Annotated in this window: 25 protein-coding genes; 17 read left to right on the top strand and 8 right to left on the bottom strand. The window is 72.0% G+C overall.

Annotated elements, in window-relative coordinates; all coding sequences use genetic code 11:
• Positions 1-37: 37 nt before the first annotated feature.
• A complete protein-coding gene (locus MXD64_RS17370; RefSeq protein ID WP_017887893.1) occupies positions 38-481 on the bottom strand; it encodes a hypothetical protein in 444 nt (147 codons plus the stop codon).
• Between the two features lie 90 nt (positions 482-571).
• Between MXD64_RS17370 and MXD64_RS17365 the strand changes: the two genes are divergently transcribed.
• The 8 genes from MXD64_RS17365 to MXD64_RS17330 all read left to right on the top strand — a co-directional run bounded on the left by MXD64_RS17365 (position 572) and on the right by MXD64_RS17330 (position 7,477).
• The gene (locus tag MXD64_RS17365) at positions 572-1,222 is read left to right on the top strand and encodes a ScbR family autoregulator-binding transcription factor (protein WP_071250027.1); all 651 of its coding nucleotides are present in this window, start codon (positions 572-574) and stop codon (positions 1,220-1,222) included.
• Positions 1,223-1,339: 117 nt separating this feature from the next.
• Positions 1,340-2,218, top strand: coding sequence for an aminoglycoside phosphotransferase family protein (locus MXD64_RS17360; RefSeq protein ID WP_263136877.1), 879 nt, complete (start codon positions 1,340-1,342; stop codon positions 2,216-2,218).
• A 58-nt stretch (positions 2,219-2,276) separates the two neighbouring features.
• Positions 2,277-2,879, top strand: a complete 603-nt coding sequence (locus MXD64_RS17355) for a DUF6197 family protein (protein WP_017887896.1) — start codon at positions 2,277-2,279, stop codon at positions 2,877-2,879.
• Positions 2,876-3,580 (top strand): DinB family protein, encoded by a 705-nt coding sequence (locus MXD64_RS17350; protein ID WP_017887897.1) that lies wholly within the window; start codon positions 2,876-2,878, stop codon positions 3,578-3,580. The genes MXD64_RS17355 and MXD64_RS17350 overlap by 4 nt, the downstream gene beginning before the upstream one ends.
• A 208-nt stretch (positions 3,581-3,788) precedes the next feature.
• Positions 3,789-4,436 (top strand): ABC transporter permease, encoded by a 648-nt coding sequence (locus MXD64_RS17345; protein WP_017887898.1) that lies wholly within the window; start codon positions 3,789-3,791, stop codon positions 4,434-4,436.
• Entirely contained in the window at positions 4,423-5,694 is a 1,272-nt protein-coding gene (locus MXD64_RS17340) for an ABC transporter ATP-binding protein (RefSeq protein WP_017887899.1), read from the top strand. Before MXD64_RS17345 ends, MXD64_RS17340 begins: the two co-directional genes overlap by 14 nt.
• Positions 5,691-6,455 (top strand): ABC transporter permease, encoded by a 765-nt coding sequence (locus MXD64_RS17335; RefSeq protein ID WP_017887900.1) that lies wholly within the window; start codon positions 5,691-5,693, stop codon positions 6,453-6,455. Before MXD64_RS17340 ends, MXD64_RS17335 begins: the two co-directional genes overlap by 4 nt.
• Complete coding sequence (locus MXD64_RS17330) at positions 6,452-7,477, top strand: glycine betaine ABC transporter substrate-binding protein (RefSeq protein ID WP_263136874.1); 1,026 nt, start codon at positions 6,452-6,454, stop codon at positions 7,475-7,477. Before MXD64_RS17335 ends, MXD64_RS17330 begins: the two co-directional genes overlap by 4 nt.
• Positions 7,478-7,558: 81 nt before the next feature.
• Here MXD64_RS17330 and MXD64_RS17325 read toward each other — a convergent pair whose 3' ends face one another.
• On the bottom strand, positions 7,559-8,188 hold the full coding sequence (locus MXD64_RS17325; protein WP_263136873.1) for a TetR/AcrR family transcriptional regulator: 630 nt from the start codon (positions 8,186-8,188) through the stop codon (positions 7,559-7,561).
• 80 nt (positions 8,189-8,268) lie between these two features.
• On the opposite strand from MXD64_RS17325, the gene MXD64_RS17320 reads away from it, so the two are divergent.
• From MXD64_RS17320 to MXD64_RS17295, 6 genes are read left to right on the top strand one after another with little or no spacing between them, the layout of a single operon-like run.
• On the top strand, positions 8,269-8,997 hold the full coding sequence (locus MXD64_RS17320) for an ABC transporter ATP-binding protein (RefSeq protein ID WP_031260145.1): 729 nt from the start codon (positions 8,269-8,271) through the stop codon (positions 8,995-8,997).
• On the top strand, positions 8,994-10,271 hold the full coding sequence (locus MXD64_RS17315) for an ABC transporter permease (RefSeq protein WP_263136870.1): 1,278 nt from the start codon (positions 8,994-8,996) through the stop codon (positions 10,269-10,271). Before MXD64_RS17320 ends, MXD64_RS17315 begins: the two co-directional genes overlap by 4 nt.
• Positions 10,272-10,298: 27 nt before the next feature.
• Positions 10,299-10,826, top strand: a complete 528-nt coding sequence (locus MXD64_RS17310) for a GNAT family N-acetyltransferase (protein ID WP_017887905.1) — start codon at positions 10,299-10,301, stop codon at positions 10,824-10,826.
• 54 nt (positions 10,827-10,880) lie between these two features.
• Positions 10,881-11,549: a hypothetical protein gene (locus MXD64_RS17305; RefSeq protein ID WP_017887906.1), complete on the top strand. Its 669-nt coding sequence runs from the start codon at positions 10,881-10,883 to the stop codon at positions 11,547-11,549.
• Between the two features lie 39 nt (positions 11,550-11,588).
• Positions 11,589-13,034 (top strand): phytoene desaturase family protein, encoded by a 1,446-nt coding sequence (locus tag MXD64_RS17300; RefSeq protein ID WP_017887907.1) that lies wholly within the window; start codon positions 11,589-11,591, stop codon positions 13,032-13,034.
• A 5-nt stretch (positions 13,035-13,039) separates the two neighbouring features.
• A complete protein-coding gene (locus MXD64_RS17295) occupies positions 13,040-13,483 on the top strand; it encodes an SRPBCC family protein (RefSeq protein WP_017887908.1) in 444 nt (147 codons plus the stop codon).
• Positions 13,484-13,618: 135 nt separating this feature from the next.
• Here MXD64_RS17295 and MXD64_RS17290 read toward each other — a convergent pair whose 3' ends face one another.
• Positions 13,619-14,437 (bottom strand): shikimate 5-dehydrogenase, encoded by an 819-nt coding sequence (locus MXD64_RS17290; RefSeq protein WP_042537588.1) that lies wholly within the window; start codon positions 14,435-14,437, stop codon positions 13,619-13,621.
• 103 nt (positions 14,438-14,540) lie between these two features.
• Here MXD64_RS17290 and MXD64_RS17285 point away from each other — a divergent pair, with 103 nt between their 5' ends.
• The 3 genes from MXD64_RS17285 to MXD64_RS17275 all read left to right on the top strand — a co-directional run bounded on the left by MXD64_RS17285 (position 14,541) and on the right by MXD64_RS17275 (position 17,196).
• On the top strand, positions 14,541-15,467 hold the full coding sequence (locus tag MXD64_RS17285; RefSeq protein WP_042537586.1) for an NADP-dependent oxidoreductase: 927 nt from the start codon (positions 14,541-14,543) through the stop codon (positions 15,465-15,467).
• 93 nt (positions 15,468-15,560) lie between these two features.
• Positions 15,561-15,755 carry a PspC domain-containing protein gene (locus tag MXD64_RS17280; protein WP_017887911.1) on the top strand — a complete coding sequence of 65 codons (195 nt, stop codon included), beginning with the start codon at positions 15,561-15,563 and terminating at the stop codon, positions 15,753-15,755.
• 34 nt (positions 15,756-15,789) lie between these two features.
• A complete protein-coding gene (locus MXD64_RS17275) occupies positions 15,790-17,196 on the top strand; it encodes an L-serine ammonia-lyase (protein WP_259494639.1) in 1,407 nt (468 codons plus the stop codon).
• A 39-nt stretch (positions 17,197-17,235) separates the two neighbouring features.
• On the opposite strand, the gene MXD64_RS17270 is transcribed toward MXD64_RS17275, so the two are convergent.
• The 5 genes from MXD64_RS17270 to MXD64_RS17250 are packed head-to-tail and all read right to left on the bottom strand — an operon-like array spanning position 17,236 to position 21,998.
• Entirely contained in the window at positions 17,236-18,072 is an 837-nt protein-coding gene (locus MXD64_RS17270; RefSeq protein ID WP_194589954.1) for a class II fructose-bisphosphate aldolase, read from the bottom strand.
• On the bottom strand, positions 18,069-19,097 hold the full coding sequence (locus MXD64_RS17265; RefSeq protein WP_194589955.1) for a 1-phosphofructokinase family hexose kinase: 1,029 nt from the start codon (positions 19,095-19,097) through the stop codon (positions 18,069-18,071). Before MXD64_RS17265 ends, MXD64_RS17270 begins: the two co-directional genes overlap by 4 nt.
• Positions 19,094-20,212 (bottom strand): N-acetylglucosamine-6-phosphate deacetylase, encoded by a 1,119-nt coding sequence (gene nagA, locus MXD64_RS17260; protein ID WP_263136869.1) that lies wholly within the window; start codon positions 20,210-20,212, stop codon positions 19,094-19,096. Before nagA ends, MXD64_RS17265 begins: the two co-directional genes overlap by 4 nt.
• Entirely contained in the window at positions 20,209-21,120 is a 912-nt protein-coding gene (locus MXD64_RS17255) for an ROK family protein (RefSeq protein WP_194589957.1), read from the bottom strand. Before MXD64_RS17255 ends, nagA begins: the two co-directional genes overlap by 4 nt.
• A complete protein-coding gene (locus MXD64_RS17250) occupies positions 21,120-21,998 on the bottom strand; it encodes an SIS domain-containing protein (protein ID WP_017887917.1) in 879 nt (292 codons plus the stop codon). The genes MXD64_RS17255 and MXD64_RS17250 overlap by 1 nt, the downstream gene beginning before the upstream one ends.
• Between the last annotated feature and the right edge of the window lie 102 nt (positions 21,999-22,100).

Below are 22,100 nucleotides of genomic sequence, written 5' to 3'. Positions count from 1 at the left end.
GAGCACGTCCGGGCGCCGAGCGTTGCCACGGGGGCGGTCAGGAGCGGAAGCGGTCCTGCCGGGGGCGTGGCGTGCCGGTCAGCGAGACCACGAGCAGGGTGGCGAGCAGGCCGAACCCGGCGAGCTCGATGCCCAGGCCGGCGAGCTGCCAGTAAGCACTGCCGACGGTCTGCGGCTGCGTGATCGACTCCGGCCACCACGACGCGATGAGCGGGAACGAGCCCGGGAACGGGTCGAGGCCGAACACCACCAGGCCGCCGAGCAGCAGCACGACCCCGAGGGCGGCCATGGCCCCACGGGACCGACCGAGCATGTGCACCACCAGGGCCGCTGCCATGCCGGCGAGCCCGACGACGGCGATCAGGAACGCGAGCACCACGATGGTCTGCGGCGCGAGCGCGACCCAGTCGAGCACCGCGATCGGCAGCAGCAGCCACCGGCCCGTCCGTGCCCAGCGCGCAGGGTTCCGCCATCCGTCCATGGCGACCGACCGTAGGGCACGCGGCCGAACGCCTGCCGAATGCGGCCAGGGCTCCCCGGCGATCGCGTGCGCTGACTACGATCGGACCCCATGGCGCAGGACCGACCGACCCGGCAGCAGCGGTCGCTCGCGACCCGCACCGCGATCATCGAGGGCGCGGCCGCGGAGTTCGACGAACGCGGGTACGTCGGAGCCTCGATGGACGGCATCGCCGAACGCATCGGGATGACCAAGGGTGCGCTGTACTTCCACTTCACGTCGAAGGCCGACATGGCGGGGGCCGTCGTCGCCGAGCAGCACGCGATCTCGCGCCGGTACGGCGAGGCCGCGGTGGCGCGGGGCACCACTCCGCTCGAGTCGATCATGTGGCTGTGCCAGGGACTCGCCGTGCAGATGACCACCGAGGTCGTCGTGAGCGCCGGGGTGCGCCTGTCGACCGACGTGGCGGCGAGCGACGTGGACCGGCGGGACCCGTACACCGACTGGGCCGCGGTGGTCGCCGGGTTCGCGCGGCAGGCCGTCGGCGCGGGAGAGCTCGATCCGCGGTGGGACCCGGAGCTCGTCGGCCGGGTCGTCGTCCGTGCCTACACGGGCGTGCAGACCGTCTCGGACGTGATGACGCGGCGGGCCGACCTGTTCGCGGGCCTGCGGGAACTCTGGACGGTCCTGCTGGACGCGTTCGTCACCGAACGGCTGCGTCCGGAGATCCCGCGACTCGTCGCGCTCATCGCTCCGGAGTGACGCGGGTCCCCCCAGGGAAACACCCACGTCACCTCGCCTCTGAGACTACCGAGAAGCCGGTCGCGCCACCGGCCCCAGTTCGCGGGCATGTGTCCGGCGGCCCACTAGCCTGACGCGGTGCCCACACCCGCTGCCGAGGTCGACGTCGACGTCCCGCTCGTCCGCTCCCTGCTGCGTGACCAGCACCCCGACCTGTCCGGGCTGTCGCTCGAGGTCGTCGCGAACGGGTGGGACAACGTCGTCCTGCGTCTCGGTGACGACCTGGCCGTGCGGGTCCCCCGCCGGCAGCTGGCCGCACGCCTCGTCGAGCACGAACAGCGCTGGCTGCCGGACATCGCCGCCCGGGTCGGGTCGGTCGTCCCGGTGCCGGCTCCGGTGCGGACCGGCCGACCCGCCCTCGGGTACCCGTGGTCGTGGAGCATCGTGCCGTGGCTCCCCGGCACCCCGATCGGCGCACGCGCGGCCGGGGTCCCCGTGGCCGAGGCGCTCGCCGCGTTCGTCGGGCTCCTGCACGTGGCGGCCCCGGCCGGTGCCCCGGCGAACCCGTTCCGTGCGGTGCCGCTCGCGTCGCGGAGCGACGCGGTGCTGGCGCGACTCGATGGCCACGACGTGCACCGGGCCGGCGAGCTGGCCGCGCTCTGGCGGGCCGCAGCCGCGGCGCCGACGCACGCCGGGCCTCCTGTCTGGGTGCACGGCGACCTGCACCCCTTCAACCTGCTCGTCGACTCGTCATCCGCTGGCGTCGACCACCTGTCAGCCGTGATCGACTTCGGGGACGTCACCGCGGGCGATCCCGCCGTCGACCTCGCGACCGCCTGGCTGACGTTCGACCAGCCTGGGCGACGCGCGTTCCGTGCCCGCGTCGCAGCCTCGGACGCCACCTGGCAGCGCGCCCGCGGGTGGGTGGTGGCGCTCGCGTCCGCCCTGGCGACCGCCGACGAACGCGCCTTCCGGAGCGTCGCCCGACGGAGCATCGACGCGGTGCTGGACGACTGAGTCTCCCCGGGGCTATCGTGACCGCACCATCCGTGCACAGTCGATCGGAGGGGCCGCCATGACCCTCGAGCTCCGCGTCCAGCACGACGTCGCCACCGACGCCTCCCCCGCCCCCGTCCGACGCGGTCTCCGCGGCTTGGTCGACCGACTCGCGGACCGCCGCGCCACCGCACGCGCGCGACGGGTCGACGACCGGGTGCGCGAACTCGGCGAACTCGTCCACCTGCTCTCCGACGCCCGCGCCGTCGTCGAGCGCGGCTGGGTGCAGCACGCCTGGTTCGCCTACCTCGACGAGCACGGCCACGAGCGGAAGGCCTCCAGTGCCGCCGCGATGGACGTGCAGGGCCGACCGCTCGTCGGCGCGTGCCTGGTCGGTGCGGTCGTGTCCGCAGCTGGTGGGCCGCTCGCGGTGCACGCACCGCGGGTCCAGCACGCGCTCGACGTCGTCTGGCACGCCCTGGCCCGCGACGAGGGCGAGCCCGTGCTGTGGTGCCCCGCGCCGGACATCCGGATGGGGCGCGTGCGCGACCTGACGAGCTGGAACGACGCCCCGGCACGCTCCGGTGCCGAGGTCGCGGGGCTGCTGCTGACGGCCGAACGGGTCGCGGTGCAGGAATCGACACGCCTGCAGGAGCTCCGGGTGGCACGATCGGGGGCATGAGCGACGTCGAAGCGGTCCCCGAGGTGCACCCCGCGAGCACCAGCACGCTGGCGGCCAGCGGCAACGCGCTGCTGTCGGACGAGGGGTCTGCGCCGACCCCCGACCAGGCGGCTGCCGACGCCGCGGTGAAGCAGACGCTGCACCGGTACCTGCAGAAGCACCGAGCAGCACTGCTGGCCAAGCTCGACGGGCTGGCGGAGCGACAGGCACGCTGGCCGGTGACACCGACGGGCACGAACGTCCTCGGGCTGGTGAAGCACGTCGCGGGCGTGCAGGCCGGCTACTTCGGCGAGGTGTTCGGGCGCCCGCTGCCGGACCCGCCCGCGTGGCTCGAGTCGGAGGACGGCGACGACATGTTCGCCCCGCTCGACGAGACGATGGCGGACGTCGTGGCCTTCCACCACCGGAGTGCCGCCCACGCCGACGCGACCATCGAGGCGCTCGACCTCACCGCGACGGGCACCGTGTCGTGGTGGCCTGAGGAGCACCGGCACGTCACGCTGCACCGGATCCTGGTGCACATGGCCTACGAGACCGCGCGGCACGCCGGGCACGCCGACATCGTGCGCGAGATGCTCGACGGCCTGGCCGGCGACGGCGACGGCAACCTGGCCGACAAGACGCCGGACGAATGGGTCCGGTGGCGCGAGCAGCTCGTCGACATCGCGGAGCGTGCCGGGTTGCGTGACCTGAGCGCATAGCCGGGCACCCGGCCCGATCGTTACCGTTCTCCCAGGCTTGCCCTGGTGTTCCCCCTCTGACCAGGGGTTGTCCTCATCGCAACTGCGAGGGAAACTGCCGCCTCGGCAGGGTTGCGTTGTACAACCGGTCCAGGTGCTGCGTAGCTTTGGCCGAGCTCGTGCCCCGATCTGTGGGCAGTTCAGCCGACCGGAAGGGGAGCGCCCACCCGTGTTCCAGTACGTCGTGGAGCGATGGAACCAGATCTGGTTCGCATCGTGGCAGCACTTCTCACTGGTCGTCCAGTGCGTCGTCCTCGCCACGGTCATCGCCGTGGTGCTCGCCACACTCGTCTACCGCAGCCCGCGCTTGACAGCGTTCGCGAACGGGGTGTCGGCCATCGGCCTCACCTTGCCGTCGTTCGCCGTCATCGGCCTGCTCATCGTCCCGCTCGGCTTCGGCGTCCTGCCGTCGGTCGTCACGGTCGTCTTCTTCGCCGCACTGCCGATCCTGCGCAACGCGGTCGTCGGTCTCGCCGAGATCCCGCCCACCGTCGTCGAGTCGGCGCGCGGCGTCGGCATGAGCCGGTTCCGCACCCTGCTGCAGATCGAACTGCCGATGGCGTGGCCGATCATCCTGAGCGGCGTCCGCGTCTCCGCACAGATGGTGATGGGCATCGCCGCCATCGCCGCCTACGCGCTCGGCCCCGGACTCGGCGGCTTCATCTTCTCCGGGCTGTCCCGCCTCGGCGGCGCCAACGCCCTGTCCTCCGTCGTGGTCGGGGTGGTCGGCGTCGTCCTGCTCGCCCTCGTCCTCGACCTGCTCCTCATCGGCCTCGGCCGCCTGACCATCTCGAGAGGTATCCGTGTCCAGCACTGACTCCGCCACCACCACCGCGCCCGACGGGGACGTCACCGGGCGCAGCATCCTGCTCGACGAGGTCACCAAGCGGTACCCCGGGCAGTCGAAGCCCGCCGTCGACGGCATCACGCTCGAGATCCCGGCTGGCAAGATCGTCATGCTCGTCGGCCCGTCCGGCTGCGGCAAGACGACGACGCTGAAGATGATCAACCGCCTGATCGAGCCCACCCAGGGCCGGATCGTCGTCGGCGACGACGACGTCACGGGCATCGACGGCGACGAGCTCCGCCGCCGCATGGGCTACGTGATCCAGGCCGGCGGCCTCTTCCCGCACATGACCGTCGCGGCGAACATCGCGATCGTGCCGAAGATGCTCGGCTGGTCGAAGGAGAAGATCGCGGCGCGCGTCGACGAGCTGCTCGACCTGGTCTCGCTCGACCCCGACACCTACCGGGACCGGTTCCCCCGCGAACTCTCCGGCGGCCAGCAGCAGCGCGTCGGCGTGGCCCGTGCGCTCGCCGCGGACCCGCCCGTCCTGCTCATGGACGAGCCGTTCGGCGCGGTCGACCCGATCACCCGTCAGCGCCTGCAGGACGAGCTCCTGCGCATCCAGGAGGAACTGCACAAGACGATCGTCATCGTCACGCACGACTTCGACGAGGCCGTGAAGCTCGGCGACTGGATCGTCATCTTCACCGAGGGCGCGCACATCGTGCAGTACGACACCCCGGAGCGGATCCTGGCCGAGCCGGCGAACGAGTTCGTCGAGAACTTCATCGGCTCCGGCGCGGGCCTCAAGCAGCTCACGCTGAACCGCGTGCGCGACGTCGAGGTCGAGTCGGCCGTGACGTGCTCGCCCGGCGAAGAGGTCAAGGCCGTGCTGCAGCGGATGAACGAGGCCGGCGGGCACCAGCACGCCGTCGTCGTCGACCACCGCCAGCGACCGATCGGGTGGCCGTCGCGCCGCCAGCTCGAGCGCCTCGACCGCATCCCCGACGGCGTCGAGCCCGGCCTGCCCGTCGTGGGCGAGGCCGCGACCCTCAACGACGCGCTCGACACCATGCTCGTCTCGAGCGCGGGTGCCGCACTGGTCACCGGTCGTCGTGACGCGTTCCGCGGGGTCATCACCGTCGAGACCGTGATGGAGGCGATCACCCGCTCCCGCGCGACCGCCGCCGGCGACCAGGCCTACACGCCGGTCGGCACGAACACGAACCCGATCGAGACCATGCCGTCGTCGCCGGTGTCGGCGATGCCCACCGGAGAAGACCTGTGAGCGCAGTCGCCGTCGCCGGTCCCGCCACCGGTGCGAGCACCTCGTGGAAGGGCCTGCTGTTCCAGCCGATCGCGATCCTGGTCGTCCTGGCCGGCTTCGCGGTGTGGCTCGCGACGGCGGACCTGACCCCGACCGAGCGCACGACGCTCAACCCGGCGGACATCCTCTCCCTGACCGGCCAGCACCTCGTCCTGACCCTGCAGTCGACGGTGCTCGTGCTCGTGATCGGCATCCCGCTGGGCGTCCTGCTCACCCGCGGCCCGCTGCGCCGGGCGAGCCCGTACGTGCTCGCCGTCGCGAACTTCGGGCAGGCTGCCCCGGCCGTCGGCCTCATCGTGCTGCTCGCCGCCTGGCTCGGCCTGAACACGCGGTCGGCCGTCATCGCGCTCGTCCTCTACGCGATCCTGCCGGTGCTCCGGAACACCATGATCGGCGTGCAGAGCGTCGACGCCCGACTGGTCGAGGCCGGTCGTGGCATGGGCATGAGCGCCTTCAGCGTGCTGATGCGCGTCGAGCTCCCGCTCGCGGTGCCGGTCATGCTCTCCGGCATCCGGACCGCGCTCGTGCTGCTCGTCGGCACGGCGAGCCTGGCCACCTTCGTGGGTGCGGGCGGACTCGGTCTGCTCATCACCACGGGCGTGACCCTGTTCCTGCCGAAGGTGCTCGTCTCGGGTGCCCTGCTGGTCGCCCTGCTCGCCCTCTCCATCGACTGGCTCGGCCGCGTGGTCGAGACGGTCGCACGACCGAAGGGACTCCGATGACCCGCAGCACCCGCAGCACCCGCCGCACCCGCACCCGGGTCGGAGCCGCCGCGTTCGTCGCCGGTGCCACCGCCCTCGTCCTGACCGGCTGCGGCCTGCAGCCCGCCACCTCGTTCGTGCCCGAGGCCGGTGCCGGTTCCATCCAGCGCATCGACGACCTGCCGGCCGGCGCCCACATCACCGTGACGTCGAAGAACTTCACCGAGCAGCTCGTGCTCGGCAAGATCGCCGTGCTCGCCGCCAAGGCCGCCGGGTTCGACGTCACCGACGAGACGAACGTGCCCGGCAGTGTCGCGGTCCGTGAGCTGATGACCTCGCACGCGGCCGACTTCACGTACGAGTACACGGGCACCGCTTGGCTGACCTTCATGGGCCACGCGAAGGGGATCCCGGACAAGACCGAGCAGTGGACGGCGGTGAAGAAGGAGGACGCCGGCAACGGGCTGACCTGGCTCAACCCGGCGCCGATGAACAACACCTACGCCTTCGCCGTCCGTGACGAAGCGGTCAAGGAGCTCGGGAACGTCAAGACGCTCTCCGACATCACGAAGCTGCCGGTCGACCAGCGCACGTTCTGCGTCGAGTCGGAGTTCAACTCGCGTGCCGACGGCTTCAAGCCGATGCTCAAGAAGTACGGCTTGGAGCTCGGTGGCTCGGGGTCGAACGGCGTGCCGAGCAGCAACGTCAGCATCCTCGACACCGGCACGGTCTACACGGCCACCGACCGCGGCAAGTGCAACTTCGGTGAGGTGTTCACCACCGACGGCCGCATCAAGTCGCTCGGTCTGACGGTGCTCGAGGACGACAAGGGCTTCTTCCCGGCGTACAACGTCGCGCCCGTCATCGACTCGAAGACGCTCAAGGAGTACCCGCAGCTCGAGGGGATCTACGACCAGATCTCGCCGAAGCTCACCGACGCGGTGCTGCAGGAGCTGAACCGTCAGGTCGACGTCGAGGGGCGCGAGCCGGCCGACGTCGCCTTCGACTGGATGGTGAAGGAGGGCTTCATCACGAAGCCCTGACCGTTCTCGACGCATCCACGTCACGGACGGGAGGCACGGTGCCAGCTGGCACCGTGCCTCCCGTGCGTTCGTGGTCGCGTCTCAGGCCGCGGCGATGCGCGCCGCCGTGTCGCGGATCGCCGCGACCACTGCCGCCCGCACCTGTTCGGGGTCGGAGCCCTCGTGCCGAGCGGCACTGCGCAAGCCCGTCATGCACATGCCGAGGAGCATCTCGGCCGCCTGCGGGGTCGCGGCGTCCGGCCCCCAGGCCGGGTCGCGTTCGAGGATCGTGCGCACCGCGCCGGTCATCGCCTCGGCGACCGTGGTCATCCGCGCGACCTGCCGACGCATCAGCTGCGGGAACCGCACGATGACGGCCTTGCGCTCGAGCCGCTCGTGCTCGTCGCCGAACGACGACCCGAACACCAGGAACGCCAGGTCGACGACCGCCTGCGCTGCCGGCTCCCCCGAGACGGATTCCAGGTGTGCCTGGAGGGCGGCGGGTTCGAGGTCGAGTTCGGTGTGCCCGAGGACCGCGTCCTCCTTGCTCTCGAAGTAGTTGAAGAACGTCCGCGGGGACACGTCGGCGCGGGCGGCGATCTGCTCGATCGTGGTGCCGTCGACGCCCTGCTCGAGCACCAGGGACCGAGCGGCCTCGGCGATGCGGTTGCGGGTCTCGATGCGCTTGCGGTCACGGAGACCGAGTTCTGACGGCGTCGCGGAGTCGGGCATGGCCCGACTGTAACCGGAACGTCACATGATCTACAGCAAACGCAAACTTGCAGTCGTGCACCGGACACTACGGTGAACGCATGACCACTCCCGTGCTCGAGGCCCGTGACCTCGCCAGGACCTACGGCCGCGGCGCGACGCGGTTCGACGCGCTCAAGGGGGTGTCGCTGGCGGTGCACCAGGGCGAGAGCCTGGCAATCGTCGGCAAGTCCGGCTCCGGCAAGTCGACGCTCATGCACCTGCTCGCGCTGCTCGACAAGCCGTCGGCCGGACAGGTGCTGCTCGACGGCACCGACGCCGCGACGCTCGGTGCCCGCCAGGTCAACCGCACCCGGAACAGCACGTTCGGCTTCGTGTTCCAGCAGTTCTTCCTGACGCCGAAGACCTCGGTGCTCGACAACGTCGTGCTCCCGCTCAAGATCGCCGGCGTCTCCGGGGCCGAGCGGAAGCGACGGGGCATGGCGGCGCTCGACGCCCTCGGGCTGGCCGACAAGGCGAAGAACGACGCCAACGACCTGTCCGGCGGCCAGAAGCAACGCGTGGTCATCGCCCGCGCGCTGGTCGGTGAGCCCAGCGTGATCTTCGCCGACGAGCCCACCGGCAACCTCGACACGAACACCGGACAGGTGGTCGAGGACATGCTGTTCGGGCTGCAGCGCGAGCGGGGGATCACGCTCGTCGTGGTCACGCACGACGAAGAGCTCGCCGCGCGCTGCGACCGCAGCGTCAACGTCCGCGACGGCCTGATCGTCGGCGGACCCGACGACGCGGTCGACGCGTCCGCCACGCACGGAAGGCACTCCGCATGAACTTCCTCGACCTCCTGCGCACCGCGGTCTCGAACACCTTCCGCTCGAAGCTGCGCACGACCCTGACCGTCATCGCGATCTTCATCGGCGCCTTCACGATCACGCTCACCTCGGCCATCGGCACGGGCGTCAGCAACTACATCGACACCCAGGTCTCGTCGATCGGCGACACCGGTTCCCTGACCATCACGAAGGCGGTCGACACCAGCTCGACCGACAGCGGCCCGGCGAAGTACGACCCCGAGGCCTCTGGTCAGAGTGTCGACCGTGGCCCGGCGTCGTTCTCCTACCTGTCGCAGTCCGACGTCGACGCGATCGAGAAGACCGACGGCATCAAGAGCCTCCGCCCCGCGGTCGCTCTCGCGCCGAAGTACGCCGAGTACGGCGACCACGGCAAGTACGTCGTCTCGCTCACGGCCAACGCCGGCGAGCTCGACGCCGACCTGGCGAGCGGCAAGCAGCTCGACGACCAGACCGACGCCGACCAGGTGATGCTGCCGACCGACTACCTGAAGAACATGGGCCTCGGCAGCGCCTCCGCCGCCGTCGGCAAGGAACTCACGATCGCCGTCGACGACTACCAGGGCAAGGCGCACACGCTCACCGCCACGGTCGTGGGCGTGCAGAACGAGTCGCTGTTCGGCAGTGGGGCCGGGGCGAACGCCGCGCTGACCGACGCCATGCAGGCCGCGCAGGAGATCGGCAAGCCCGACTCGATCGCGACCTCCTACGCCAGCGCCACCGCGACGCTCGATCCGGGCGCCTCCGTCACCACGGTCAAGAAGTCCCTGGCCGACGACGGGTTCCTCGGCCAGACCATCCAGGACCAGCTCGGTCAGTTCCAGACCGTCATCAGCGGCATCGTCGGGGTCCTGAACGCCTTCGCCGTGATCGCGCTCATCGCCGCCGGCTTCGGCATCATCAACACCCTGCTCATGAGCGTGCAGGAGCGCACCCGCGAGATCGGCCTGATGAAGGCGATGGGCATGGGCGGCGGCAAGGTCTACACGCTGTTCTCGCTCGAGGCGGTCTTCATCGGGTTCCTCGGCAGCGCCATCGGCGCCGGGGTCGCGATCGCACTCGGCACCGGGATCTCGAACGTCCTGGCCGGCACGCTCCTCAAGGACCTGCCGGGGCTGCAGATCATGCAGTTCGCTCCAGGGTCCGTCGCCACGATCATCCTCGTCGTGATGTTCATCGCGTTCCTGGCGGGCACCCTGCCGGCACGACGAGCCGCACGGCAGAACCCGATCGAGGCGCTCCGGTACGAGTGACAGGCAGGGCTGCCTAGTGTCGGAGCGGTGACGACGTTCGGACGCGACCTCGGTGACGGCTCCACGCTGACGCTGCGCGACCTGACGACGGTCGACCAGGTGCTCGCACTCGTGCACGCCAACACCGATCGTCTGCGGGCCGCCGAGCCCTGGGCGTGGGACCCGCAGACACGCGAGGCCATCGCCCTGCACACGGAGCGGCTGCTCGGGCAGTACGCGATGGACCGCTCGCTGCCCTGCGTCATCCGCCACGACGACCGCGTGGTCGGGGTGGCCTCGCTGACGTTCGACCCGTACCTGGGGCAGGCATCGCTCGGCTACTGGGTGGACGCCGGACAGGAGGGCCGTGGTGTCGCCCGGCGGGCCGCCACCGTGCTGATCGGCGTTGCCCGGGCCCGCGGCGTGGCCCGGGTGGAGATCCGGACGGCGGTCGACAACGTGCGGAGCCGGCGGCTCGCCGAGCGGCTCGGCTTCACCCACGAGGGCACCCTGCGTGGCGCCTTGCCGCTCGGCCCCGAGCGGGTCGACGTCGCGGTCTACGGCCTGCTCCTCTGAGGTCCGCCGCCCCCGTGCAGACGGACCGACACCGGTCGCCGGTATCGTCGGAGCATGGCCTTGTTCGGACGACGCAACCACGACGTGCGCGATCGACCCATCAGCCAGGTCGAACTGAAGCGTGCGGTCGACGAGGGCTTCCTCATCGCGAAGGCCGCCGTCACCATCGCGGTGGCCAACCGCATCATCACGAACGCCCTGCGTGACCAGGGGTACTTCGACCACGCACTCATCGCCGAGGCCACGCGCGAGGAACTCCACCGCATGGCCGAGGAACAACGGGGTGACGCCGCACGGATGCGCGACATCCGTTCCACCTCGAGCAAGCAGAAGGGCCGTTCCCGCCACCAGCACGACTACCGGCGCGGCGACGACCTGAAGCTCCGGATGCGCGAGGCCACGTACGAGCAACTCGCCGCCATGCTCGACAAGCGACGCGACGACCAGCACTTCGTCGACGGGATCGTCCTCGCCGCGCGGGCCCGCGCCTGGGACGACATCGGCACCACCGTCGTCGGACGCCTCGGCTGGGCACAGCGCCCGGCGGACGACTACGAGATCGGCCGCGACGACCGGTTGCAGCAGATGCTCGACGAGGACTTCGCCGAGTTGCTCGCCGAGCACCCCGTCGGATCGACTCCGGTCGACGCCGACGAACCGGACGACGCCGACGGTGACCAGGACGAGTCCGACCCGGCCGACCCCGACACCTCGCGCACCTGACCGACACCACACGCAGTCACGAGTCCCTAGGCTCGGGGCATGGTGGATGCGGTGGTCGTCGGAGCGGGACCGAACGGACTCGCGGCGGCGGTGACCCTGGCCCGCGCGGGCCTGTCGGTCGAGGTCGTCGAACGGAACGACACGATCGGCGGCGGTGCCCGCACGGCCGAGCTCACCCTGCCCGGGTTCCTGCACGACGTCTGCTCCGCAGTGCACCCGATGGCCCTGCAGTCCGAGTTCTTCCGGCGCTTCCGCATGGAGGACCGCATCGAGCTCCGCCTGCCCGAGGTGCAGTACGGCCACCCGCTCGACCACGGTCGCGCCGGCATCGCGTACCAGGACCTCGACCGCACCGCCGCTGAACTCGGGGTGGACGGACCGGCCTTCCGGCAGCTGATGGCGCCGCTGGCGGAGAACGCCGACCAGGTCGCGGACTTCGCGACCGACGCGCTGCTGCACGTGCCGCGGCACCCCCTGACCGTCCTGCGGTTCGGGCTGCGGGCGCTCGAGCAGGGCACCGCCGCGTGGAACCTGCGCTTCCGCGGCGAGGCCGCCCCGGCGATGGTGTCCGGCGTCGCGGCGCACTCGATCCAGCACCTGCCGTCCCTGTCCACCGCGGCGGCGGCACTGTCGCTCGGCTCGTACGCGCACGCCCGCGGCTGGCCGGTGCCGATCGGTGGCAGCCAGGCGATCGTCGACGCGCTCGCCGCCGACCTCGTCGCGCACGGCGGCCGCATCGTCACCGGACACGAGGTCCGGTCGCTCGGTGACCTCACCCCGGCGAAGGCGGTGCTGTTCGACACGAGCGTGCCCGGCATGCTCCGGATCGCGGGCAAGCAGATCCCGACCCCGAAGCGCGGCGCACTGCGACGCTTCCGGTTCGGCAACGCGGCGGCGAAGGTCGACTTCGCGCTGTCCGACCCGGTGCCGTGGACCAACGAGTCGCTGCGGAAGGCCGGGACCGTGCACATCGGCGGGACCCGGCAGGAGATCGCGGCCGCCGAACGTGCCGTCGCGAACGGGCAGCACGCCGAGCGTCCGTACGTGCTCGGCGCGGAGCCCACGGTGGTGGACCCGACCCGCGCCCCGAAGGGCAAGCACGTCTTCTGGGCCTACGCGCACGTCCCCGCGGGCTCGGACGTCGACCCGACCGAGGCCGTCACCCGTCAGATCGAGCGCTTCGCGCCGGGGTTCCGCGACACGATCCTGTCGTCGAGCTCCCGCACCGCCGTGCAGATGGGCGAGTACAACCCGAACTACGTCGGTGGCGACATCGCCGCCGGTGCCGCGAGCTTCTGGCAGCTCGTCAAGCGCCCCGTCCTGTCCAGCGACCCGTGGCGGATGGGCGGCGGCATGTACCTGTGCTCCGAGTCCGCGGCACCCGGCCCCGGCGTGCACGGCATGGCCGGCTGGCACGCGGCGAAGAGCGCGCTCCGGCACACCTTCGGACTGCCGGAGGACGTCGACCTCACCCCGGAAGGCTGAACACCATGGCGAAGAACGTCCGCATCCTGCACTGCCGTCCCGAAGCCGTCTTCGACGTGCTCGGCGACGGGTGGCTCTACACGACCTGGGTGGTCGGGGCGTCGCGTATGCGCAAGGAGGAGTCCGGGTGGCCGCATGTCGGCACGCGGCTGCACCACTCGTTCGGCGCCTGGCCGATCGTCATCGACGACGTCACGACGTCGCTGGTCTGGGAGCCGCCACACCGCATGGTCATCCAGCCCAAGGGCTGGCCCATCGGCGAGGCCCGCGTCGAGCTGACGGTCGAACCGCACCGGCACGGCAGCAAGGTCACGATCACCGAGAACGCGGTGGCCGGGCCGGGTTCGCACGTGCCGGACTTCCTCATGCAGCCGCTCATCTGGATGCGCAACCGCGAGACGCTCCGCCGCCTCGAGTGGGTGGCCGTCGGGCGCTCGGCGACCGCCTGAGACGTCCCCACGAACGGACGGGAGGCCCGTGGCGGCGCCGCCACGGGCCTCCCGTCACGGCCGTCGTGCCGCTGGCGCGTCACGCCGGAACCGGCGGGTGGGGCCCACCTCCCGTCCGCCCTGTGGGTGCGTCGACTACTCGGCGCGCGAGAACTCGCTGGCCCGCGCCACCTGGTCGTCGGTCAGGGCGACGCCCGTGTACCGCTCGAACTGACGGGCTGCCTGCAGGGCGATGACCTCGGCGCCGGTGATGACGTGCTTGCCGGCGTCGCGGCCCGCCCGCACGAGCGGGGTCTCCGACGGGAACGCGACCACGTCGAAGACGGTGTGGGCAGCCTCGATCCGCTCCGGCGCGAAGGCGAGTGCGTCCTGCTGGTCGCCGCGCATGCCGAGCGGGGTGACGTTGACGACCAGGTCGGTCTCCCCCGCCTCACGCTCGTCGGCGACCCACTCGTAGCCGTACTGCGTCGCCAGGGCCGGGCCGGTCTGCTCGTTGCGGGCGACGACCGTCAACCGGTCGAAGCCGGCGCCTCGGAACGCCGCCGTGACGGCCTTGGCCATGCCGCCGGAGCCGCGGAGCAGCACCCGCGAAGCCGGGTCGACCCGGTGCGACCCGAGCAGTGCGGCGATCGCCTCGTAGTCGGTGTTCGACGCGGTGAGCACGCCGTCGTCGTTCACGACCGTGTTGACCGACTGGATCGCGGCGGCGGAGTCCTCGATGTGGTCGACGAGCGGGATGATCGCCTCCTTGAAGGGCATCGACACCGAGCACCCGCGGATCCCGAGCGCACGGATGCCGGCGACGGCGCCGGGCAGGTCCGTCGTGGTGAACGCCTTGTACAGGAACTCGAGACCGAGCTCGTCGTACAGGAAGTTGTGGAAGCGGGTGCCGATGTTGCTCGGTCGCGCGGCCAGCGACATGCAGACCTGCATGTCCTTGTTCAGGATGGGCATGCTCTCAGTCTCGCACTGTCGCAGGCTCGCACTTTCCTGCTCTTGCAGGGATGGAGCGGTCCACGCAGCCCGGGTGCGGCGCTCCGGGGTAGCGTCGGTCCCGATGACTGAGATCCCGGAGACCATGCGCGCTGTCCGCTTCGACGAGTGGGGTGACCGATCGGTCCTGCACGTCGCCGAGGTGCCCGTGCCCGATGTGACCGCCGGGCGGGTGCTCGTCCGCGTGCGCGCCGCCGGGATCAACCCCGGTGAGTCTGCGATCCGCCAGGGCGCGTTCGGCGGCGACCTGCCGTCCGGGCAGGGCACCGACTTCGCCGGCATCGTCGTCGCCGTCGGAGCCGAGGTCGACGGCGTCGACGAGGGCGAAGAGGTCATCGGCTGGTCGTGGGACCGCGCGAGCCAGGCCGAGTACGTCTCGGTGCCGGCCGTGCAGGTCGTCCAGAAGCCACGCCTGCTCGACTGGACGGTGGCGGGTGGCCTCGACGTCATCGCGACCACCGCGGCGGCGGCCGTCCGCGCGGTCGACCCGCGTGCCGGTGAGACCGTCGTGGTGTCCGGTGCCGCGGGCGGGGTCGGCGGCTTCGTCACCCAGCTGCTCGCGAACGAGGGCATCGACGTCATCGCCGTCGCGTCCGAGGCGAACCACGAGTGGCTCCGCTCCAAGCGCGCACGACCCGTCGCGTACGGCGACGGCCTGCAGGAGCGCATCACCGAACTCGCGACGAACGGCGTCGACGCCGTGATCGACACCCACGGCGCCGAGTACGTCCGCCTCGGCATCGCGCTCGGGGTGCCGGTCGACCGCATCGAGACGATCATCGCGTTCGACGAGGCAGCCGAGGTCGGGGCGAAGACCTCGGGCAGTGCGGACACGGCCGATCCGGAGATCCTCGGCGCGCTCGCACTCGAGGTCGCGAACGGCGCGATCGAGGTGCCCGTCGCCGCGACCTACCCGCTCGACCGCGTGCAGGACGCCTTCGAGGAGCTCGAGCACGGCCACACGCGCGGCAAGATCGTCCTCATCCCCTGACCCCTCGACCACGCGGGTCCGGGGGTTTCCCCCACCACGCTCGGGGTGCGTCCCGGATGCGCCGGACCGGCGGCGTTGCGTAGCGTCGTCGGTATGAGCACACTCTCGCGTCCCCGCAACGGTCGTCTGCTGGCCGGTGTCTGCGCCGGTCTCGCCGACCGCTTCACCCTGTCCCGCACCCTGGTCCGGGTGATCTGGGTCATCCTGAGCCTGTTCCCCGGGCCGCTGTGGATCGCCTACGTCGTGCTGTGGTTCGTGATGCCGCCCGAGGGTGGTCGGCGGCGCTGAGCACCGGTCCGTCCGGACGGGTTAGTGTGGCGGCGTGCCGGTCTCCGTCTTCGATCTGTTCAGCGTCGGTGTCGGCCCCTCGAGCTCGCACACCGTCGGCCCGATGCGGGCCGGTGCCGAGTTCGCGAGCCTGGTGCGTGGCCTGCCCGTCGCCTCCGTGGTGGTCGACCTGTACGGGTCCCTCGCATCGACCGGGCAGGGCCACGGGACGCTCGGCGCCGTCGTCGCGGGGCTCATGGGTTCGCACCCCGAGACCGTCGACCCGGATGCCATGGCCCGCGCACTCGAGGCGCTGGAACGCGACGGCGTCCTGCGGCTCGACGGCGGTGCGACCGTGCCGTTCCGCCTCGCCGACATCGTCCTGCACCCCCTGACGATGCTGCCCCGCCACCCGAACGCCATGCGGCTGCGAGCCCGTGACGCCGCGGGTGTCGACCTGGCCGACGAGACCTACTACTCGATCGGCGGCGGGTTCATCGCGCGGGACGACGAGGCCGAACCCGCCGTGGACGCACCGGCTGCCGTCGCCGGTGCCGCGATCCCGGTCGACGACGCCGTGCCGTACCCGTTCTCGAGCGGTGCCGAGCTGCTCGCCGCCTGCGCGGATTCGGGCCTGCCGATCAGCGGCGTCGCCCTGGCGAACGAAGCCGTCACCCGGACGGACACCGAGGTCCGCTCGGGGCTGCTCGAGATCCACGGCGTGATGGAGTCGTGCGTCGACCGATCCGTCCGCCGGGGCGGGTGCCTGCCCGGCGGGCTCGACGTCCGTCGTCGCGCGGCCACCTGGCACGAGCAGCTCACCCGCGAGGACCCCGACCACGACCCGCTCTTCGCGATGGAGTGGGTGAACCTCGTCGCCATGGCGGTCAACGAGGAGAACGCCACCGGTGGCCGCGTCGTCACCGCCCCGACGAACGGTGCCGCCGGCATCATCCCCGCGGTGCTGTACTACGCGCGCACCTACGTCCCCACGGTCGCCGACGCCTCCGCGGACGAACGGGACGACGCCGTCGTGCGGTTCCTGCTGACCGCCGGGGCGATCGGGTCGATCTACAAGGAACGGGCGTCGATCTCCGGCGCCGAGGTCGGCTGCCAGGGCGAGGTCGGTTCGGCAGCGTCGATGGCGGCGGCGGGGCTCGCCGAGGTCCTCGGGGGCACGCCGGAGCAGGTCGAGAACGCCGCCGAGATCGCGATGGAGCACAACCTCGGGCTGACCTGCGACCCGATCGGCGGGCTGGTGCAGATCCCGTGCATCGAGCGGAACGCGATCGCGGCGAACAAGGCGATCAACGCCGCCCGGATGGCCCTGCGTGGCGACGGGGTGCACCACGTGTCGCTCGACCAGGTCGTCGAGACGATGCGGCAGACGGGGGCGGACATGTCCTCGAAGTACAAGGAGACCGCGATGGGCGGGCTCGCGGTGAACGTCCCGCTCTGCTGAGCGTCGCGGTCGCGCGTGCTCGTCTGCTCCGCTCGCTCGTCAGGCGTGCAGGAGCGTCAGCAGCCGCGCCGTCTCGGTGGCGATGGCGTCCCGGCCCGCTGCGACGTACTTGCGCGGGTCGACGACGTCCGGCCGCTCGTCGAGCACGGTGCGGAGCGCACGGGTGAACAGGCCGTTCAGGTGCGTCGAGATGTTGATCTTCGTCATCCCCGCGTGCACGGCGCCGCGGAGTTCGTCGTCGGACAGGCCCGAGGAGCCGTGCAGCACGAGCGGCACCGGCACCGCAGCACGCAGGCGCTCGACCAGGTCGCGGTCCACCGAGGCCTCGCGGGTCTGCATCGCGTGCGACGTCCCCACCGCGACCGCCAGGGCATCGACGCCGGTGTCGGCCACGAACGCGGCGGCGTCGTTCGGATCGGTGCGGACGCCGGGTGCGTGCACGCCGTCCTTGCCACCGACCTCGCCGAGCTCGGCCTCGATCGCGACCCCCGCGGCGTGACACCGAGCAGCGAGTTCCCGCGTTGCAGCCACGTTCGCGGCGAAGTCCAGGTGCGAGCCGTCGTACATGACCGAGTCGACGCCCAGGTCGACGCCGGCCGCCACCAGCTCGGGGTCCTCGATGTGGTCGAGGTGCACGAGGACCTCGACGTCGGCCGCACGTGCGACGGCCTGGGTCGCGGTCGTGATCGGTGCGAGGCCGCCGTGGTACCGGACGCAGTTCTCGCTGATCTGCAGGATCACCGGCAGCCCCGCCAGCTCGGCACCGGAGACGATCGCCTCGGCGTGCTCGAGCAGCACCACGTTGAACGCGCCGACCCCGCGGCGTGCCGTGCGGGCGGTGTCGAGCAGGCCGGTGAGGGCGAGGTCGGTGATCATGCGGAGGTCCTCGTTCGGTCGTGTGCGGGAGCAGGAGCGGGCGGGGTGGACAGGAAGCGGTCGACGTCAGCCGGGTCGACCGTGCCGGCCACCGGCTGCAGGACGGCGGCAGCCCCGTGTGCGGCGGCGGACCGCAGCGCGCGGAGCAGGGTGGCGTCGTCGGGGGCGCTGACACTGCCCTCGGGCGTGGGGAGGCCGGCAGCGACGAGCGCACCGACGAGTCCGGCGGTGGCTGCGTCGCCCGCGCCGGTGGGGTTGCCCGAGACCCCGGGGACCGCAGGCACCTCGAGCACGTGGTCGGCGGTGTGGGCGGCGATGCCCTCGGAACCCCGGGAGACCACGACGACCGCGGCGCCGAGCCCGAGGAGCCGGAGCGCCCCCGACCGTTCGTCGTCGGCGCCGGTGGCCTCGAGCAGTTCCTCGCGGTTGGGCTTGCAGACCGTCGCCCCGGCCGAAGCGGCAGCCAGCAGCGCGGTGCCCGAGCAGTCGACCACGGAGAGCACCCCGCGGCGGCGGGCGGCGGTGACCCAGCGGGCGACGACCGCGGGGTCGGTGTCGCGGGGCAGGGAGCCCGACACCACCAGGGCCGCTGCGGTCGGGGCATCGGCGGCGCCGCCGACACCGCCGACACCGGCGGCACCGCCGACGAGCAGTGTCTCGACCGCGGTGGTGACGGTGTCCCACTCGCCGGGGCTGAGCACGGGCCCGGGCTCCCCGAACATCGTCGGGTGCGCGATTTCGTCCACGACCGTCACGGTCGTGCGGGTCTCGCCACGGACAGCGACGTCGGTGTGGACGAGCCCGAGGCCGTCGAGGGCGTCGGCGATCCAGTGCCCGCCGTCGCCGCCGAGGGGCAGCACGGCATGGGTCGGGACACCGGTGGCGGCGAGGACCCGGCCGACGTTCAGGCCCTTGCCGCCGGGGCGTCGCTCGACCCCGAGCACGCGCTGGGTCTCGCCGATGCGCTGTTCGGCGACCCGGTAGGTCACGTCGACGGCGGGGTTCGGGGTGACGACGAGGATCACGCGACCACCGCCGTCGGCAGGGCTCGGACGCTGCCGTGCTCCGGGTCGAGCACGAGCAGATCGGCGGGGGCGCCCACGCTCAGGGGTGCCGGTGCCCCGAGCAGGCATGCCGCACGCGCCGCAGAAGCAGCGACGACCTCGGGCAGGTCGGTCCCCGCGTCGAGCAGGCGACGGACGGCGTCGGCGACCGTGATCGTGCTGCCCGCCAGCGACGAACCGTCAGCGAGCACGGCGAGCCCGTCGCGGACGGTCACGGCCGATCCGGCCACCGTGTACGCCCCGTCGGGGCAACCGGTCGCGGCCATGGCGTCGGAGACCAGGACCATCCGGCCCGGTGCGCTGCGCTGGACGACGTCGACGGTGACCGGGTCGAGGTGGTGGCCGTCGACGATGCACTCGAGCAGCACCCGGTCGTCGGTGAGCGCGACCCCGACCGGCCCGGGTGCGCGGTGGTGCAGCGGTGCCATCCCGTTGAACAGGTGGGTGACGAGCGAGGCGCCGGCGTCGACCGCGCGGCGGGTCTGCTCGGCGGTGGCGTCGGTGTGGCCGAGGGCGACGACGACCCCGGCTCCGACGAAGCGGGCAACGGCGTCGAGGGCACCGGGCAGCTCCGGCGCGAGCGTGACGATCCGCAGTGCGCCACCCGCGGCGTCGCAGTAGGCGTCGACCTCGGCGGGGTCCGGGGCGTGCAGCAGGTCGACGCGGTGCGCCCCGCGACGGGCGGGCGCGAGCCACGGCCCCTCCAGGTGGAGTCCGGCGAGCGTGCCGTCCGCGACGAGCGGTCGGAGCCGGGTGAGGGCTGCCACGGTGTCCGCGCGCTCACCCGTGGCGACGGACCCGACCAGGGTGGTCGTGCCCCGTGACCGGTGGTGCCCAGCGGCGGCACGGGCGTCCTCGGCGGAGCACCCGGCGAAGTCGTGCCCGAGTGCGCCGTGGGCGTGCAGGTCGACGAACCCGGGCACGATCGCACCGTCGACGGTGACGGCGGTGTCCGCGCGCATCGGGGACCCGGTGCCGGTCGCCAGCACGGTGTCGTCATCGCCGATGACGAGCCAGCCGTCGTGCAGGTCCGACTGGGCCGTGACGATGCGACGGGCCCGGACGAGGGTGGTCACAGCAGGACCCCGGTCTCGGTCTCGAGCAGCTCGCGTGCGAGGATCCCCGCACCGATGGCGCCGGCTGCGTCGCCGTGCCGGGCGGGGACGATGACGGGGACACGGACGCCCCGCAGACGCTCCGCGACGGCAGCGCGCAGCGGGTCGAGCAGCAGCGGTCCGGACTCGGCGAGTCCCCCGCCGACGATGATCGTGTGGTTCCCGGCGACCGCGGTGGTCCAGGCGAGCGTATCGGCCAGGACCGCGACGCAGTCGTCCCAGACCGCACGGGCGGCTGCGTCGCCCTGGCGGACCAGGAGCATGGCGGCGTGTGCGGACGGAGCAGCGGCACGACGTGCGACTCCCCCGGCGGACGCGATCTCCTCGACGCGGTGACCCGCGTGCGGGCCGGTCTGGATCCGGACCTGCCCGATCTCCCCCGCCCAGCCACCACCGGACACGACGACACCGTCGACCACCAGGGCGCTCGCGAGCCCGGTGCCGACCGGCACGAACGAGACCGACCCCCGAGACAGTGCCGGGTCGCCGGCCCGGACCTCGGCCAGGGCACCGGCGCGGACGTCGTGGCCGAAGGCGAGCGGGACGTCGATCGCCTGTCGCAGGAGCTCGGCGCGGACGAGGTCACGCACCGGGACGTCACGCCATCCCAGGTTGACGGACAGGTCGACGGTGCCGCGGGTCTCGTCGACGACGCCGGGGGTCACCAGCCCGATCGCTCCGAGCGGCGCCCGTCGCATGGCCTGGGCAGCCAGTCCGGCGACGGCCAGGGCGAGGCGCTCGGCGTCCGGGTCGTCACGCGGCGTCGGTACCCGGGTCTCGTCGAGGACGAGTCCGTCGGCGGTCGTCAGACGGGTCTTGATGCCCGTGCCGCCGACGTCGACCCCGAGCACCGCGCCTGCGCCACCCATCAGGTGAGGATGACCGACCGGGTGAGCGACCGGGGGTTGTCCGGGTCGAGCCCGCGTCCCTCGGCCAGGGCGACGGCGAACCGGTGCACGACGACGAGTCCGGCGAGCGGGTCGAGGTCGTGCTGGACGAACCGGGCACCGGTGGCGGCGACCTCGGCGGCCAGGCCCTCGGGTGCCGCGCCGAGCGACCAGACGAGTCGGCCGGGCTGCGCGATCGCGATCGGGCCGTGCCGGTAGTCCATCGCCGGATAGGACTCGGCCCAGAACTGCGCGGCCTCGCGCGTCTTGAGCGCGGCTTCGAACGTCAGACCCACGGCGGGCCCACGACCGACGAACGAGACCTGCTCGGCGTCGAGCAGGTCGTCGATCGGCACCGTCAGTGCGGTCTCGGCCTGGGCTGCGAGCGCGTCGACGTCGTCGCCGATGGACGCTCGCAGCAGTGCGAGCGTCGTGGTGGCGAAGCGGGTCTGGACGACCGAACGCTCGTCGGCGAAGGGCAGTGCGACCACCTGGTCGGCGACGGCCGCGGCCGGGCTGTCGGCGACGGCGGTGACCAGCACGGTCCGCTGGGACGGCAAGGCCTGCAGCAGGTCGACGATCTCGGTCGTCGTGCCCGAGCGGCTGATCATGAGCACGCGGTCGTACTCGCGTGACGCGGGGTACTCGGACCCGGCGAAGGCGTCGGTCACGCCGAGGCCCGCCTGCTCACGGGCGACGGCGTAGCTCATGGCGATGAACCAGCTCGTCCCGCAGCCGATCACGGCCACGCGTTCGCCCGGCTGGGGGAGCGCGTCGGCGAAGGTCGGCAGGAGCGCGGCGGCTGCACGCCAGGTCTCCGGCTGCGAGGCCAGTTCAGCGCTCACGAAGGTGTCGGTCATGGGAGCCTTCCGGGTCCGGATCGATCCGGGTGATCGATGATCAGGAAGCGTAGCGAGCGATCGTGCGCAAGGGAAGGGCAAAACGTCATTTCCGATCACCGA

The organism is Curtobacterium sp. Arg-1 (genome assembly GCF_025643395.1).
In the GTDB taxonomy this organism is placed as follows: domain Bacteria; phylum Actinomycetota; class Actinomycetes; order Actinomycetales; family Microbacteriaceae; genus Curtobacterium; species Curtobacterium poinsettiae.
The sequence above is the reverse complement of the archived record's forward strand: the minus strand, read 5'-3'. Positions and strand labels throughout refer to the sequence as shown.

Excerpts from the sequence above, each read along its gene's own strand:
- MXD64_RS17285 (WP_042537586.1), top strand. The coding sequence starts at position 14,541 with ATGACTGAGATCCCGGAGACCATGCGCGCTGTCCGCTTCGACGAGTGG.
- MXD64_RS17320 (WP_031260145.1), top strand. The coding sequence starts at position 8,269 with ATGACCACTCCCGTGCTCGAGGCCCGTGACCTCGCCAGGACCTACGGC.
- MXD64_RS17270 (WP_194589954.1), bottom strand. The coding sequence starts at position 18,072 with ATGATCACCGACCTCGCCCTCACCGGCCTGCTCGACACCGCCCGCACG.
- MXD64_RS17300 (WP_017887907.1), top strand. The coding sequence starts at position 11,589 with ATGGTGGATGCGGTGGTCGTCGGAGCGGGACCGAACGGACTCGCGGCG.
- MXD64_RS17370 (WP_017887893.1), bottom strand. The coding sequence starts at position 481 with ATGGACGGATGGCGGAACCCTGCGCGCTGGGCACGGACGGGCCGGTGG.
- MXD64_RS17250 (WP_017887917.1), bottom strand. The coding sequence starts at position 21,998 with ATGACCGACACCTTCGTGAGCGCTGAACTGGCCTCGCAGCCGGAGACC.
- MXD64_RS17315 (WP_263136870.1), top strand. The coding sequence starts at position 8,994 with ATGAACTTCCTCGACCTCCTGCGCACCGCGGTCTCGAACACCTTCCGC.
- MXD64_RS17330 (WP_263136874.1), top strand. The coding sequence starts at position 6,452 with ATGACCCGCAGCACCCGCAGCACCCGCCGCACCCGCACCCGGGTCGGA.
- MXD64_RS17255 (WP_194589957.1), bottom strand. The coding sequence starts at position 21,120 with ATGGGTGGCGCAGGCGCGGTGCTCGGGGTCGACGTCGGCGGCACGGGC.
- MXD64_RS17295 (WP_017887908.1), top strand. The coding sequence starts at position 13,040 with ATGGCGAAGAACGTCCGCATCCTGCACTGCCGTCCCGAAGCCGTCTTC.
- MXD64_RS17350 (WP_017887897.1), top strand. The coding sequence starts at position 2,876 with ATGAGCGACGTCGAAGCGGTCCCCGAGGTGCACCCCGCGAGCACCAGC.
- MXD64_RS17305 (WP_017887906.1), top strand. The coding sequence starts at position 10,881 with ATGGCCTTGTTCGGACGACGCAACCACGACGTGCGCGATCGACCCATC.
- MXD64_RS17280 (WP_017887911.1), top strand. The coding sequence starts at position 15,561 with ATGAGCACACTCTCGCGTCCCCGCAACGGTCGTCTGCTGGCCGGTGTC.
- MXD64_RS17355 (WP_017887896.1), top strand. The coding sequence starts at position 2,277 with ATGACCCTCGAGCTCCGCGTCCAGCACGACGTCGCCACCGACGCCTCC.
- MXD64_RS17325 (WP_263136873.1), bottom strand. The coding sequence starts at position 8,188 with ATGCCCGACTCCGCGACGCCGTCAGAACTCGGTCTCCGTGACCGCAAG.
- MXD64_RS17365 (WP_071250027.1), top strand. The coding sequence starts at position 572 with ATGGCGCAGGACCGACCGACCCGGCAGCAGCGGTCGCTCGCGACCCGC.
- MXD64_RS17290 (WP_042537588.1), bottom strand. The coding sequence starts at position 14,437 with ATGCCCATCCTGAACAAGGACATGCAGGTCTGCATGTCGCTGGCCGCG.